Source organism: Streptomyces tropicalis (assembly GCF_029269835.1).
GTDB lineage: Bacteria > Actinomycetota > Actinomycetes > Streptomycetales > Streptomycetaceae > Streptomyces > Streptomyces tropicalis.
The window spans coordinates 126119-139898 of sequence record NZ_JARJBB010000009.1 but is presented as its reverse complement, the minus strand read 5'-3'; the positions used below and the strand labels follow the sequence as shown (position 1 = coordinate 139898).

Sequence of the window (13780 nt, the reverse complement as noted above, 5' to 3'; positions counted from 1 at the left end):
GCGTTCTTAGCTCCGTCGGCACCACCATCCGGCAGAAGAGCACCCACAACTCCTCCGGGACCAACCGCTCAGCCAGAGTCGTCATGCACCATTCAGCGAACGATCACGCCGTGGGAAAGGACGTTCCAGCGGCGTTGCGCTCCGGGGGCGGGGTGTCGTCTGCAAACCCGTGCTGCGCCGGGCGCGTAGCGCGTTGTGCGAGCCACCCGGACACTCTCGGTCCGCCGTTGACGGCAGCGCCCTGCCGGACGGTACGAACGTGCTCGAACCCCTGGCGAAGGTAGTAGGACTGCAAGGCGGTGTTGCTCGTCCAGGCGTCCAGCCTGAGCCACTTAGCTCCCGTGCAGTAGGCGCGATCACCTGCCCAGTCGAGTAGCCGACCGCCGACGTTCCGGCCGGCATGTGTACGTGCCACAGTCAGCTTGTTGATGAACAGGCTTGGCTCCTGAAGCTCTTCCTCGGTCCAGAGCCCCTCTTCCGCCTCCGGAGTCAGGGTGATCGTGGCCGCCGTGGTGTCTCCGTCGCACACCATGAACACGACCCCAGCCTCAATCGTCGCAAGCAGCTTGTCAGCCGGGTACGGGCGCTGCCACTGGTCGCTACCAAGGCGGGACAGCCACGCTGCCGCCTCCTCTCGGAAGGCGAGCAGCTTGTCCAAGTCGTGCGGTTGCGCTGAGCAGATTCTCACTGAGGCTCGTTCTCTTCCCGGCCGGACAAGGAGCCGATCTCGTAGGTCATCTGGTTCAGGTCACCCCGGAAGGTGGTGACCGTGCATCGGATCGGCCGATCCTCCGAGTAGCCGGTACGCGTCCAGAGCAGCACTGGCACGCCAGCTCCGATCTCCAGTAGTCGCGCTTCTTCGGGAGTCGGCATCCGCGTGGCAATTTCGTCGAAGTACCCCACCTGCTCGATTCCGTGAGCTGTGAGATACCTGGTGGTCCCTTCTTCGATGTCACCCGGCTGAGAGAGCCGCGGGGACTGCTCAACGAGCCACCCTGGGTACCAGGTGGCCTGCGTGGACCACGGCACGTCGTCTACGAAGCGGTGGCAGAAGCGCAGCACCGTCGTGGACCCTGCGTCGATCTTGAGTCGTTCGGCCACATCCTCAGAGGCCGGGCTCATCTCGACTCGAAACGTCTGGTGGGGGCGACGGCCGACGCTCGTGACATCTGTGTTGTAGGCATCGCCGTTTTGCGGGAAGTCCAGGTTCTCGAAGCGAGAAGCGTTGAGCTTGAACACCTCATGAGACCGCACCTCGTACCCGAGTCCCTGGCTGGACGAGATGAGTCCCTGGCTGACCAGGAGGTTCAGGCCGTTTCGGACCGTGTTCCTGGAAGCGTCAAAGCGCTTCATCAGGTCGCTCTCTGACGGCAGCCGCGCACCCGGCGCGTAGGTGCCGCTGTCGATCTCTCGGCGTAGTGCATCGGCCACCTGCCGGTACTTCGGCTGCTTGTCCATGCACCCATCATGACTCACTCGCTCAACTTGTTGGTACATGTGTGCCTCAATCCCTTGACGGCTCGCTGTCTGGCGGTGCAACATCACTGCATCAGCTTGTACCAACAAGTTGAGCAGGTGGAGCAATTCCCTTGAGTTGCTCTCGCCTGCACTGAAGTCGCCCGGTGAGCCCCGTGGAGACGGGAGCCCCGACCTGGGGTTACCGCGCACACCGCGCGCGACTGTTGCTTGAGAACTGCATAGGTGGGCCCCGTCTCCCCGAGTCGAAAAGGCGGACCGCGCGCGACCGTGTCGCGCATCGACCTATTCGCGGCTCGTCTGCTGCGGCCGGTTGCCTCCGCTGCTCGTCTCGTACGAGCAGTGCTGAGGGGAGCCGGATGTTCCGACTTCAACGGCGCGCGGCCCCGGTGCTGGAACACCGGGGCCGCTGTTCGGGCCGTTGCCACCTGCTAGGGAGAACACGACCCATGGACCACATCGTTACTGTTCAGGACGCTGTTACCGCGTTCGAGCCGTGGATGGAGCCCACGGACGCGGAGCTGGGCGCCATCGACGCGGAGATGCCGGTCATTCGCGCGGAGATGGAGTTGCTGGACGCGCAAATCATCGTCATCGACCGCACGCCGTGCGAGCTGGACGAGCGGCGCATCCGCCGGGCTCGCCGGCGCGTGCTCGCCGCGCACCGCGAGTACGTCAACGGCCTGCCCGGCCGGTCGGGTGGCGCCGCATGAACCTGCATCGCAAGGGCCGCGCGGCCCTCGTGCTCGCGCTGGTCGTCGTGGTCGCGATGGCCTTCCGGGTGTCCTGGAACGCCCTGCGCGACATCGCGGGCGCCATTGGCGCCGACGGCACGGCCGCGACGCTGTACCCGTTCGTGGTCGACGGCCTGATGGCCCTGGCCCTGATCGCGACGCTCGTGCTCGCCGGACGAGATCGGACGTTCGCGCTGCGGGTACTGGCCGCCTACACGATCGCTTCGCTCGTGCTGAACTACGTGCACGGCCTGGTCCCGGAGCTGCACGGCCGCTCGGTCGACTGGGGCCGGCTGGCCACCTGGGACCCGGCGAACTGGGCGCTCGTGCTGCTCGCCACCTCGCTGCCGGTCGGGTCGATCTACTTCGGGTCCGACCTCGTGGCGAAGGTGCTGCACCACCGCCCCACCCCGATCACGGAGCCGATCGTGAACGCGGAGGAATCGACCAATACCGAGAGGAATCGGTCTAGGTCTGACCTCGCGGTATCGACCCCGGCACCGATCACGCCGAACGTCACGGCGCTGCCCCGAGCGGTGGCCGTCGGCTTCCTGAAGTCGACCATCCCGGCCAAGCCGGCCGGGGCCATCGAGCAGCCGACCGTGCCCCCAGTCGAGCGGCGCGCGATCGCTGCCGAGTCGACCCGCCCCCGCCGGGCCACGGGTCGCGTGCCCGAGGTCGCCCGCACCTCGCGTCCGAAGCGCACCCCGGACGAGCTGCTGACCGAAGCCCGGAAGGCCACGGCCGAATGGCCGGACGCCAGGCTGACCGCCGAGGGCATCCGCCGTGAGGTCCGCACCTCGCCGGCCAACGCCCGCAGCCTGCGCGACACGCTCCGCACCGAACGCGGCCTCCAGGTCGCCTGATGGGCGCCCTGCCCGTCTACCGGTGGCGACTCGCTCCGGACGGCTACGCCACCTACCGCCAGCTCCGCGCCCTCGGACTCCGTCCAGGTGGTCAGGGGGTGGCGGCGCAGGTGGAGCGGCCCCGCCGCCGGCGGGGCCCGCTGGTCGCCTACCTCTACCGCATCGACCAAGCGAAGCCGGTGCGTGCGATGACCCCGGCCCGCTGGGCGGCCCTGGCCAAGGCCAACGCCGCCCGCCGCACCTGCCCCGAGTGCCGCCGGGATGTCGGCTACGTCATCCCGTCGTCGCTCGGCATGTGCTCTGCCTGCGCTTTCCCCGACAACGCCCCGGAGGGTGCGTCATGGAACAGCTCCCCGCACAACGCCCGCTGACCGTCGTGCAGCTCCCGGACGGCAGCCACGCCTACGCCGACCCCACGTCCCTGCCCGCTCAACAGCCCGTGGGCCCGCAGGTGGTGCACATCCACCAGGCGCCGCCGGAACGCACGGTCCAGCGCGTCGCGCTCGGCTCCGGGGTCGGTGCCGGTGCGGTCGCGGCCAGCGTCTACTTCGGCCCGCTCCTCGTCAGCGTGCTGACCGCCATCGCCGCCAACCTCGCGATGCTCGCCTTCATCGCGCTCGTCCTCGGCTGGGCCGTCGTCACCGTGGTCCGGGCCGTCGGCAAGAGCGGTCGCAAGGGTCGCTGAAACACCCCGAGGCCGTAGGCGCCCCTGAGGACCCCCGAGTCCCCTTCTGGGTGGGGTTTGACCCCCGGAAGGCTGTACGGCCGCCAGAGGCCCCGTAGCGACGCAGGGTGACGGAAGTTTCCGTCCTCGCGCGCGCACGCGTAGAGGCCACCTCGGAAACCAGGAAACCGGAAACACGCTCACTCCGCGTAACCCGCATGTGTGGTGACGGGCCGTCGCAGGACCCGTCACCACCAACCCACCGATCCCTGAGAAGAGGACACCCGTGAGTCACGGACAAGTCTGGCGCACCCACCGCCAGTACGCAGCCACCGCCGCCCGCTGGACGGCCGATCACTGGCGCAAGGAAGCCGAGCGGCGCCGCGCCCTGCGCGCCGAACGCAAGCCCCTCGTGCGCGACGCCCGCCGTGCGCTCGCCACCGCCCGCGCCGTCGACCCCGAGGGCGTCACCCCCCTGCGCCACCGCGCCGAGCGGGAGTTGCGCACCGCCAAGCGTCGCGTCCCGGACCCGATGTGGCTGTTCGCCCTCAAGACCGCCGCCGCGCTCGGTGTCGCCGGATACGTGTGGCTGCCGCAGGTCTCCGCCCGCGCCTGGGTGTGGTCGGCCGTCGCCGTCGTCGCGGCCGTCACCGCCCTGTCGGTGTGGATCGCGGTGCGCGAGCGCGACACCACCGGCCTGAAGCCCACCGCTGAAGAGTCCGCGCTGCTCAAGCGGTTGCAGCCGCAGCACTGGAAGGAGCACGCCGAACAGCGCGGCCTCGCCGGGACGCTGACCGGCCGGCCGAAGCTGACCGAAGCCGGGATCGTGTGCGCCGTCCGCCTCGACGGCACCTGGACGGCGACCAAGCTCCGCAGCGCCGAGGACCACATCCGCGCCCTCCTCGGGTCCCGCACGAGCCTGCGCATGCAGATCAAGGCAGGCAAGCAGGGCGGCTGGGCCGAACTCACCTTGCGCACCCGCAGCGCAGCCGACGGCGACGACCTGAAGTGGACTCCCGAACGGCGCTCCCTCGGCATCGACACCGTCACCGGCGACCAGGTCGCCGTGCCGCTCGGAGAACGACTGCTCATCGCCGGACGGTCCGGCGCGGGCAAGTCGGTCGCCTCCCGCCCGCTGCTCTACGACGCGTCCGAGGGCGAGTCGAACGCCCTCGTCATCATCGACCTCAAGCGCGTCGAAGGGCGCCTGTGGGACCACCGAGCCCGCGTCGCCTCCACCCCACGCGAAGTCGTCGACGTGGTCGACGAGCTGGAGACGGAGATGCTGGAACGGCTCAGCATCCTGCCCAAGGGACAGGACACCTGGACGCCCACCGCCGATCGGCCGCGCATCACGGTCGTCGTCGACGAGGGCGCCGAGGTCATGACCGCCGCCGACAAGGTCCCGTACGAGACCGAGACCAGCGACGGCAAGACCCGCACCGCCAACCGCTCCGCCCTGCCGGGCCTGGAGTCCCTGGCCCGGATGGGTCGCGCGGCGTGCATCGACCTGTGGTGGATGACCCAGAAGCCGACCATCGGTGACGGCATCCCCAAGCAGATCGCACCGCAGATCGGCGTCTCCATCTGCCTCGCGGTGCGCACGCCGGCCGAGGCCCGCGTGGTCCTCGGTGAGGACGCGCAGGCCAAGGGATGGAACGCCGACGAACTCCCCGTGCCGGGTGTGGCGCTGATCCGGGACGGCAAGCGCAAGCCCGACCCGGTCAAGGTCCGCTACATGGACAAGGCCGTCGTCATCGCCCTGCCCGACCGCACCCCTTGGTCCCGCACGACCGCTCCCACGATGGAAGCCGCGGGCGCCCCAACGCTCACCCTCCTCAAGGACACCGGCCCCGAGACGGCACCTGCATCGGACGGCGCCGCCGCCCGCGTGCTCAAGGCCATCGAGACCGCTGACGAGCCGGTCCGACAGAAGGACCTGGCCACGCTCACGGGCCTGTCCAAGGGCGCCGTGTCCAAGGCCGTCAAGGCCCTCACCACGAGTGGCGCCGTCGTCCGCACCCCGGACGGCTCCCTGACCGCCACGCGCGGCGACGAATCCGCCGCCGCCTGACCCACCACCCAAGACGACGGCGGCCCCCATCCGACCAAGAACCGGGGCCGCCGCCTGTCCACCTGCCCAGCAACAGACCTGTGGAGGTCTCCCAGCATGACCCACCCCACCGACATCCGGCGAGCCCCCGGCTTGCCGCCTCGCATCGTGGCGCTGTGCGCCGGTTACGGCGGCTTAGAAGCCGCGCTCCGCGCCGGGCTCGGCGGCCAGGTCGCCGCCTACGCGGAGAACGACCCGCATGCCGCGGCCGTGTTCGCCGCCCACCACCCCGGCGTGCCGAACCTCGGGGACATCACCGCCGCCGACTGGTATCAGGTCCGCGACCTGTATCGGCCGGACGTGGTGGCCGCCGGTTTCCCCTGCCGCAACATCTCCAACGCCGGACGGAAGGACGGGATCAATGGCCAGTGGTCACGAGTCTGGAAGAACGTCGCTGAGGCTGTGGGCGTCCTTCGACCGCGCTACGTCTTCCTGGAAAACGTGGCGGCGCTCCGCTCGCGGGGGCTGGACGTCGTCGCCGCGGACCTGGCCGCGCTCGGGTATGACGCGCGGTGGACATGCGTACGCGCTGGTGACGCGGAAGTCGGCGCCCCGCACGAACGCGACCGCTGGTTCGCAGTTGCCCATCCCGCTGATGCCGACCCCGACCAGCTCGGACGGCACTGGCGGCCCCGGTACCAGCCCGAACCGCAGGGGCGGACTGAACCTGCGCACGGCCGTGACGCTGCTGTCGGCACCGCGGCAGGAAACGTGATCCTGCTGCCCACCCCGGCCGCCCGGGACTGGAAGTCCGGAGCCTCCAATCTCCTGGGCCGCAACTCCCGCCCCCTCAACGAATTCGTCGTCAACCGCCTCCCCCAACAGGACGACTGGATCGCCACGGACGGCACCGACTACGGCCCCGCCATCCGCCGCTGGGAGAACATCACCGGACGCCCGGCGCCCTGCCCGACCGAGCCCGGCACACGCGGCAACCGGCGCCTGTCCCCGGCCTTCGCGGAATGGATGATGGGCCTGCCCGCCGGCTGGGTCACCGCCGTGCCCGGCATCCCCCGCAAGGAACAACTCAGGATCCTCGGCAACGGCGTCGTCCCCCGCCAGGCCCACCACGCCTACGCCCGGCTGCTCGGAACCACCGCGGCGGCGCCGGCGGGGGAGGTGGCGGCATGACCGGGATCCCGAGCGTCTCGCTGGAGTGCCTGCCGCTGCTCGCGTCCGCGCTTACGGCGGCCGAGCGCGGCTGGCCGGTCATTCCGCTCCACCCGGGCAGCAAGCGCCCGGCGGGGCACGCCGAACGCGTCTGTCCCGGGACCGGGCGGTGCGCCGGCGGGCACCGCACTCCGGAGGAGCGTGCCACCACCGACCCCGAGCTGATCCATGCGGCGTGGGCGCACCGGCCCTACAACGTCGGCATCGCGACCGGGCCGGCCGGGCTGGTCGTCATCGACCTGGACCCGGTCAAGGCGGAAGAGCCAGAAGGAGCGCCTGACGGCGCCACTTCGTTGCAGGCGCTCTGCGAGCGCGCCGGACGGGTGCTCCCGGACACCTACCGGGTGCGGACCGCGCGCGGTGAACACCTCTACTTCACCGCCCCCGCCGGGGCCCGGCTGAAGTGCAGCGTCGACGGTCTCGGACCGCACATCGACACCCGCGCCTGGGGCGGCTACGTCGTCGCCCCCGGCAGCACCACCCCCGACGGAACCTACGAGGCCGCCCACGGCGCCCCCGTAGCCGAACTGCCCGCCTGGCTAACCACGTTGCTCACGGAGCCGCACAGGCCCACCCCTGCGCCCTCCCGGGTCCACGACGGCACCCTCGCCGCCAGGGCCGCCCTGGAGCGCGAGTGCGCCGTCGTCGCCTCCGCGACCGAGGGCGGCCCGAACGGGCGGAACAACACCCTGCACCGAAGCGCCTGCAAGGTGGCCCGGTTCGTGGCGTGGGGCGACATCCCCCGGCACGTGGTGGAGGAGGCAATCCAGGGGGCGGGGGAGGCTACGGGCCTGCCGCCGGCCGAGTGCCGCACCACCATCCGCAGTGCCATGGACTGGGTCATCTCCCACGCCACACCGCGGGCGGCAGCATGACCGGCCCCCGCTCCCCCCGCCTGGATTGCCACACCCCCACCCCCACTGGCCCCGACGCCGCTCCACAGCCTGTGGACGCTGCGGCCGTGGGCGAGCCGAAAGGCGCCGCCCGTCAGGGCGTCCGAACTGCTTGTGGTTCTGACCTGCACGGCGACAACGGCCCCCGCCCCGTCGGGTGGCTGCACGTCGTCGCACCGCGCGGCGCCGTCCCCACCGCCACCTCGCAGTGCGCATGCGGACGCGACCGCTCGGCCATCGGCCGTGCTCGGGTGCTCGCCCTCATCAACGACCACGCCGCCCACCCTGACGCATGCCCCCTGCGCACCCACCAGGAAGGAAGGGCCGCCGCATGACCAACCCCATCGACGGCGCCGCGCTGCTCGACGAGGTGGAAGCCTTCCACCGCCGCTTCAACGTCTTCCCCACCGACGCCGCATACGTCGCGGTCGCCCTGTGGGACGCACACGCCCACCTGCTCGACTGCTTCGACTCCACCCCCCGACTCGCCTTCCTGTCCCCCGAGCCAGGGTCCGGCAAGTCCCGGGCGCTGGAGATCGTGGAAACGCTCGTGCCCCACCCGATGGTCGCGGTCAACGCGTCCGCCGCCGCCCTCTTCCGGGCCGTGTCCGGAGCCGACGGCCGGCCCACGATCCTGTTCGACGAGATCGACACCATCTTCGGCCCCAAGGCAGGAGACAACGAAGACCTGCGCGGCTTCCTCAACGCCGGCCACCGCCGAACCGGCGTCACCTACCGGTGCATCGGAGACGGCGGCAACCAGACCGTGCAGGCATTCCCCTCGTACTGCGCCGTCGCGGTCGCCGGACTCGGCTCACTGCCCGACACGATCCTGACCCGCTCCATCGTCATCCGCATGCGCCGACGAGCCCGCAACGAACGCGTGGAACCCTTCCGCGCCCGCATCCACGAAGCCGAGGGCCACAAGCTCCGCGACCGCCTGGCCGAATGGGCGGAGCAGGCACGGGGGTTCGTGCTCGGGGCCTGGCCCGAGATGCCCGACGGCGTCACCGACCGCCCCGCCGACGTATGGGAGCCGCTCCTGGCCATCGCGGACGCCATCGGCGGCCAGTGGCCCGAGCGGGCCCGCGAAGCGTGCGTGACGCTCGTCAAAGCCGCGCAGACCACCGACAAACACAGCCTCGGAATCCGCCTGTTGACCGACCTGCGCGAACACGTCCTGATCGGCGTGGACAAGCTGCCCACCATCGCCATCCTCGACCGGCTCAACGCACTCGACGACGCCCCCTGGGCCGACCTCGACGGCAAGCCGCTCGACAACCGCCGCCTGGCCCGGATGCTCGGCGAATACATGACCGCCGACAACGCCCCCATCCGATCCCGCAACATCCGCACCGCCGGCGGAGTCCTCAAGGGCTTCCACGCCGAGGACCTGGCCGACGCGTGGGCACGCTACTGCCCGCCCCCTCCCCAGGACTCCGCTACATCCGCTACACCGCTACAGCCCAGCTCAGAGCACCTGAATCTGTAGCGGCACCGAAGCGTGTAGCGGCTACGCCCACCACCCCGCAAAGCGTGCGTAGCCGCTACACGCCACCCCTCCGCTACAAAAACACCCCCGCTGACCTGCGATGTAGCGGCGTAGCGGATGTAGCGGACTTCCCAGAAGGCCCCAGGACACCTGCCAAGGAGCAACCCCGGATGAGCATCACGCTTACCTCTCCCGCTGAGCGGGTTCTGTACCGACCGGAAGAAGCAGCAGCGGCCCTGGGCATCGGCCGCTCGCTGGTCTACGAGGAGATCCGCCTCGGGCGCCTCCAGACGGTTCGCATCGGCCGTCGGCGCCTCATCCCGCCCGAGTACATCGCGCAGTACGTCGAGCTGCTCAAGCGCGAGGCGGAAAAAGCCGTCTGACCTCACTCCCACTCGTTGGCATCACTGGGCCGCGCCTCCGGGCGCGGCCCGCTCGCTTGGAGACCACCACATGACCGAGACCCCGAAGCGTGCCCGCCGGGCCGGCCACGGCGAAGACACGATCTATTGGGACGCCGCGAAGAATCGCTACGTGGGCGCCGTGTCCCTTGGATACGCCCCGAACGGAAAGCGCCGCCGCCCGAAGGTGTATGGCAAGACCAAGACCGAGGTCCGCCAGAAGATCCGAGACTTGAAGAAGGAACTGCAGTCGGGCGTCAAGACGCCGGCCAACTACACCGTGGCCGACGCGGTGAACGACTGGCTTGAGCGCGGCCTGAAGGGACGCGACGAGAAGGGCACCATCGGCAAGAACCGCTCGATGGCGACCAAGCACCTGATCCCGTTCATCGGCAAAGCCAAGCTGAAGGACCTCAGTGCGGACGACGTCGACGACTGGCTGGACAGCAGGGCTGCATTCCTGGCGACGCGCAGCCTCCGTGACTTGCTCGCCGTCCTGCGTCGCTCCATCGAGCACGCTCAGCGCAGGGACAAGGCCGCACGGAACGTCGCGCTGCTGGTCACCGCTCCGGAAGGACGGCCGGGCCGTCCGAGCAAGGCATTGAATCTTGAGCAGGCGGAAGCCGTGCTCGCCGCCGCTCGCCCGTCGCGGCTGTACGCCTACCTCGTGCTCTCACTCCTCAGCGGCGTACGCACGGAGGAGGCACGGCCCCTCACCTGGGATCACCTCTTCCTGGAGACGGAAGACGGCATCCCGCCCCACGTCGCCGTCTGGCGCTCAGTGCGCAAGCACGGCGAGACCAAGACCAGGAAGAGTCGCCGGACCATCGCTCTGCCGAAGCAGGTGGTCGACGTCCTCGAAGAGCACAAGCGGTGGCAGAAGCAGGAGAGGGCGTCCCGAGGAACGGAGTGGAGTCCGACCGGTCGCGTCTTCACGACGCGGAGCGGTGAGCCGCTCGACGCTGCCAACGTCCGGCGCGATTTCAAGGCCGTCGTGAAGAGGGCGGGACTGGTTCCGGAGTGGACGCCCCGCGAGCTGCGGCACAGCTTCGTTTCGCTGCTCTCGGACCATGGCATCCCGCTGGAGCGCATCGCGCAGCTCGTCGGGCACACCAGCCAGGCGACGACGGAGGCCGTCTACCGGAAGCAGCTCCGGCCGGTCATCACCGAGGGAGCTGAGGCCATGGACGTGATCTTTGCGCAGCGGCGCGGGGAGCGCGTCCGCGAGGGTTGATCAGAACCCTTTGGCCCCCTGTTTGGCCCCCCGAGCACGACAGAGGCCACATACGGAAATCCGTATGTGGCCTCTGACCAGTGTCGGGGTGGCGGGATTTGAACCCACGACCTCTTCGTCCCGAACGAAGCGCGCTGCCAAGCTGCGCTACACCCCGATGTCGCTGCTGTCGCGGCGACGACGTTTACTTTAGCCCACCGGTGGCCGGAGACGAAATCCGGTTCTGTAGCGGCGCCGGACGGGGTTCGGGCGGGTGTGGTCGACGGCCACCAGGAGGACGGCGAGGGCGTAGAAGGACAGGCCCAGGAGGAGGGCGTTGCCCAGGACGTGCTTGTAGCCGCGCTGGACGACGTCCAGGAACGGGTACAGATAGCGGTCGGGCGTGCCCGGCAGCAGCAGCTCCCCCCGGGTGAGGATGAAGGTCAGGTAGACCAGCGGGTAGAGCAGCCACGGCGCGGCCTGGCGCAGGTGCAGCCGGTCGGGGGTGGTCAGCAGGAGCCAGTCCAGGAGCGCCGCGACCGGTGCCGCGGTGAGCAGGACCGTGCGGGCCGCCGCCTGCCACACCGTGTGGGTGCCGGGCTCGCCCGTCAGGGAGAACGTGGGGGACATCCGGGTCAGGAGCACGTGGTGGACCAGGGCCCCGATCAGCACGTAGAGCAGGGCCGCGCCGGTCAGGGCGGCGGGCAGGGGGCGGCGGGCGGCCCAGGCCCTGCGGGACGCGAGGAGCATGACCAGGGCCAGCAGGATGTTGCTCTGGACGACGAAGTGGCTCAGGACGTGGGCCGGGGGGCCGATGGCCACCTCGACGGCCACCGCGGCCGCGCACGCGCCGGCGATCAGCAGCCGGTACAGGGCCGCCCAGGGGCGGCGTACGGGCGACATCACCGCGGCCGCGGGGACGGCCGACGGCATGAGCACGGGGATGCCCGGGATCGCGGGGATGTCCGGCATGTCCCGGGGTATCGGGGCGGTCATGCCCTCACGGTAGGAAGGAGGGGCGGAGCGGGCGATCCGGGTGCGGCGTCCGGGTGAGGGGCGACGGCGCGGGAGGGCGGCGTCCGGCCCGGGGGCCGGGGCGGACGCCGTACTCGTCGTCCGGTGCCGCTACGCGCGCCCCACCAGCGTCAACAGCGTCGCCTCCGGGGGGCAGGCGAAACGGACCGGGGTGTAGCGGTTGGTGCCGCAGCCCGCCGACACGTGCAGGTACGACGTGCGGCCCTCGGCGGTGTGGGTGGACAGGCCCTTCACGCGGTCCGTGTCCAGGTCGCAGTTGGTGACCAGGGCGCCGTAGAAGGGGATGCAGAGCTGTCCGCCGTGGGTGTGGCCGGCCAGGATCAGCGGGTAGTCGTCGGCGGTGAAGGCGTCCAGCGTGCGCAGGTACGGGGCGTGCACCACGCCCATCGAGAAGTCCGCCGTGCCGGACGGGCCGCCCGCCACCCGCGCGTAGCGGTCCCGCTTGATGTGCGGGTCGTCCAGGCCCGTGAGCTCGACGGAGGTGCCCCCGGCCTTCAGCGTGCCGCGCGTGTTGGTCAGGTTGAGCCAGCCCGCCGCGTCGAAGCCGTCGCGCAGGTCCTCCCACGGGTTGTGGACGACGCCGACGGCGGGCGCGTTGCCGTTCAGGCCGTGGCGGCCCTGGGTCTTCTCGATCAGGTAGCGGGCCGGATTGCGGAGCTTCGGGCCGTAGTAGTCGTTGGAGCCGAAGACGTACGCGCCGGGGAACTCCATCAGCGGCCCGAGCGCGTCCAGCACCTCCGGCACGCCCTCGGGGTCGGAGAGGTTGTCCCCGGTGTTGATCACGAAGTCCGGGCGCAGTCCGGCCAGGGAGCGCAGCCAGCGCTGCTTCTTGCGCTGGCCGCGGACCATGTGGATGTCCGAGACCTGCAGCACACGCAGCGGGGGCGCCCCGGCGGGCAGGACGGGGACGGTGACCCGTCGCAGGCGGAAGGAGCGGGCCTCGAAGCCCGCGGAGTAGAGAAGACCGGCGGCCGCGACCGCCGTGATGCCCAGGGGTACTCCGTATCGCGCGCGCATGCCTCCATCGTGTCAGGCCCGCGCGGGACAGCGGTAATCGTCCAGTTGATCGAGGGTGGCGGGCGCGGCGGGCCAACACGCGGGTGCGCCGGGGGAAATCGGGGGGCGGGCGGCTCGGCGCACCTGCGACAATCGGCGTCATGACCACGCTCAAGTCGAAGCTGCACGATGACCTCAACGCCGCGATCAAGGAGCGCGACGAGCTCCGCTCCTCCACGCTCCGGCTGACCCTCGCCGCGATCACCAAGGAGGAGGTCGCGGGCAAGGAGAAGCGCGAGCTCTCCGACGACGAGGTCCTCGGGGTGATCACCCGGGAGGCGAAGAAGCGCCGCGAGGCGGCCGACGCCTTCGCCCAGGGCGGCCGTCCCGAGCAGGCCGAGCGGGAGAAGGCCGAGGGCGAGCTGCTGGCCGGGTACCTGCCCCGGCAGCTGAGCGACGACGAGCTGAATGAGATCGTCGCCCAGGCCGTCCAGGAGGCGAAGGCGGCCGGCGCCGAGGGGCCGCGGGCCATGGGCGCCGTCATGAAGATCGTGAACCCGAAGGTCGCGAAGCAGGCCGAGGGCGGCCGCGTCGCCGCCGCGGTGAAGAGGATGCTGGCCGGGGGCTGACCGGCGGAGGCCCGGGGCCCCGCGTCCGGCCCGGCCGGACCGAGACCGGGCGGCGGAGCCCGGTTCCTCGCACACGCACGGGGATCGGGTCCTCGCAT

Annotated in this window: 16 protein-coding genes and 1 tRNA gene; 12 read left to right on the top strand and 5 right to left on the bottom strand. The window is 70.7% G+C overall.

Annotated features, from left to right (window positions below; genetic code table 11):
* Window positions 1-103 precede the first annotated feature (103 nt).
* Window positions 104-688, bottom strand: a complete 585-nt coding sequence (locus tag P3H78_RS19215) for a GNAT family N-acetyltransferase (protein ID WP_276110269.1) — start codon at window positions 686-688, stop codon at window positions 104-106.
* Window positions 685-1458 carry a GntR family transcriptional regulator gene (locus P3H78_RS19210; RefSeq protein WP_276110268.1) on the bottom strand — a complete coding sequence of 258 codons (774 nt, stop codon included), beginning with the start codon at window positions 1456-1458 and terminating at the stop codon, window positions 685-687. Before P3H78_RS19210 ends, P3H78_RS19215 begins: the two co-directional genes overlap by 4 nt.
* A 467-nt stretch (window positions 1459-1925) precedes the next feature.
* Between P3H78_RS19210 and P3H78_RS19205 the strand changes: the two genes are divergently transcribed.
* From P3H78_RS19205 to P3H78_RS19155, 11 genes are all read left to right on the top strand, one after another.
* Complete coding sequence (locus P3H78_RS19205) at window positions 1926-2189, top strand: DUF6284 family protein (protein ID WP_276110267.1); 264 nt, start codon at window positions 1926-1928, stop codon at window positions 2187-2189.
* Window positions 2186-3076 carry a DUF2637 domain-containing protein gene (locus P3H78_RS19200; RefSeq protein ID WP_276110266.1) on the top strand — a complete coding sequence of 297 codons (891 nt, stop codon included), beginning with the start codon at window positions 2186-2188 and terminating at the stop codon, window positions 3074-3076. Before P3H78_RS19205 ends, P3H78_RS19200 begins: the two co-directional genes overlap by 4 nt.
* Window positions 3076-3447: an RRQRL motif-containing zinc-binding protein gene (locus tag P3H78_RS19195; RefSeq protein WP_276110265.1), complete on the top strand. Its 372-nt coding sequence runs from the start codon at window positions 3076-3078 to the stop codon at window positions 3445-3447. The genes P3H78_RS19200 and P3H78_RS19195 overlap by 1 nt, the downstream gene beginning before the upstream one ends.
* Window positions 3417-3761 carry a DUF6251 family protein gene (locus tag P3H78_RS19190; RefSeq protein ID WP_276110264.1) on the top strand — a complete coding sequence of 115 codons (345 nt, stop codon included), beginning with the start codon at window positions 3417-3419 and terminating at the stop codon, window positions 3759-3761. The genes P3H78_RS19195 and P3H78_RS19190 overlap by 31 nt, the downstream gene beginning before the upstream one ends.
* Before the next feature lie 265 nt (window positions 3762-4026).
* Window positions 4027-5814 carry a MarR family transcriptional regulator gene (locus P3H78_RS19185; RefSeq protein WP_276110263.1) on the top strand — a complete coding sequence of 596 codons (1788 nt, stop codon included), beginning with the start codon at window positions 4027-4029 and terminating at the stop codon, window positions 5812-5814.
* A 96-nt stretch (window positions 5815-5910) separates the two neighbouring features.
* Entirely contained in the window at window positions 5911-6984 is a 1074-nt protein-coding gene (locus tag P3H78_RS19180; RefSeq protein ID WP_276110262.1) for a DNA cytosine methyltransferase, read from the top strand.
* Window positions 6981-7898, top strand: a complete 918-nt coding sequence (locus tag P3H78_RS19175) for a bifunctional DNA primase/polymerase (protein ID WP_276110261.1) — start codon at window positions 6981-6983, stop codon at window positions 7896-7898. The genes P3H78_RS19180 and P3H78_RS19175 overlap by 4 nt, the downstream gene beginning before the upstream one ends.
* Window positions 7899-7984: 86 nt before the next feature.
* A complete protein-coding gene (locus P3H78_RS19170) occupies window positions 7985-8251 on the top strand; it encodes a hypothetical protein (RefSeq protein ID WP_276110260.1) in 267 nt (88 codons plus the stop codon).
* Window positions 8248-9408: a DUF3631 domain-containing protein gene (locus P3H78_RS19165; protein WP_276110259.1), complete on the top strand. Its 1161-nt coding sequence runs from the start codon at window positions 8248-8250 to the stop codon at window positions 9406-9408. The genes P3H78_RS19170 and P3H78_RS19165 overlap by 4 nt, the downstream gene beginning before the upstream one ends.
* 170 nt (window positions 9409-9578) lie before the next feature.
* Entirely contained in the window at window positions 9579-9791 is a 213-nt protein-coding gene (locus P3H78_RS19160) for a helix-turn-helix domain-containing protein (RefSeq protein WP_276110258.1), read from the top strand.
* Between the two features lie 70 nt (window positions 9792-9861).
* The gene (locus tag P3H78_RS19155) at window positions 9862-11043 is read left to right on the top strand and encodes a site-specific integrase (protein ID WP_276110257.1); all 1182 of its coding nucleotides are present in this window, start codon (window positions 9862-9864) and stop codon (window positions 11041-11043) included.
* Window positions 11044-11126: 83 nt separating this feature from the next.
* Here P3H78_RS19155 and P3H78_RS19150 read toward each other — a convergent pair.
* From P3H78_RS19150 to P3H78_RS19140, 3 genes are all read right to left on the bottom strand, one after another.
* Window positions 11127-11200, bottom strand: a tRNA-Pro gene (locus tag P3H78_RS19150).
* A 32-nt stretch (window positions 11201-11232) separates the two neighbouring features.
* Complete coding sequence (locus P3H78_RS19145; RefSeq protein WP_276110256.1) at window positions 11233-12018, bottom strand: Pr6Pr family membrane protein; 786 nt, start codon at window positions 12016-12018, stop codon at window positions 11233-11235.
* A 129-nt stretch (window positions 12019-12147) separates the two neighbouring features.
* Window positions 12148-13074 (bottom strand): metallophosphoesterase, encoded by a 927-nt coding sequence (locus P3H78_RS19140; RefSeq protein ID WP_276110255.1) that lies wholly within the window; start codon window positions 13072-13074, stop codon window positions 12148-12150.
* Between the two features lie 140 nt (window positions 13075-13214).
* Here P3H78_RS19140 and P3H78_RS19135 point away from each other — a divergent pair, with 140 nt between their 5' ends.
* Window positions 13215-13682, top strand: coding sequence for a GatB/YqeY domain-containing protein (locus tag P3H78_RS19135; RefSeq protein ID WP_276110254.1), 468 nt, complete (start codon window positions 13215-13217; stop codon window positions 13680-13682).
* Window positions 13683-13780: the final 98 nt, after the last annotated feature.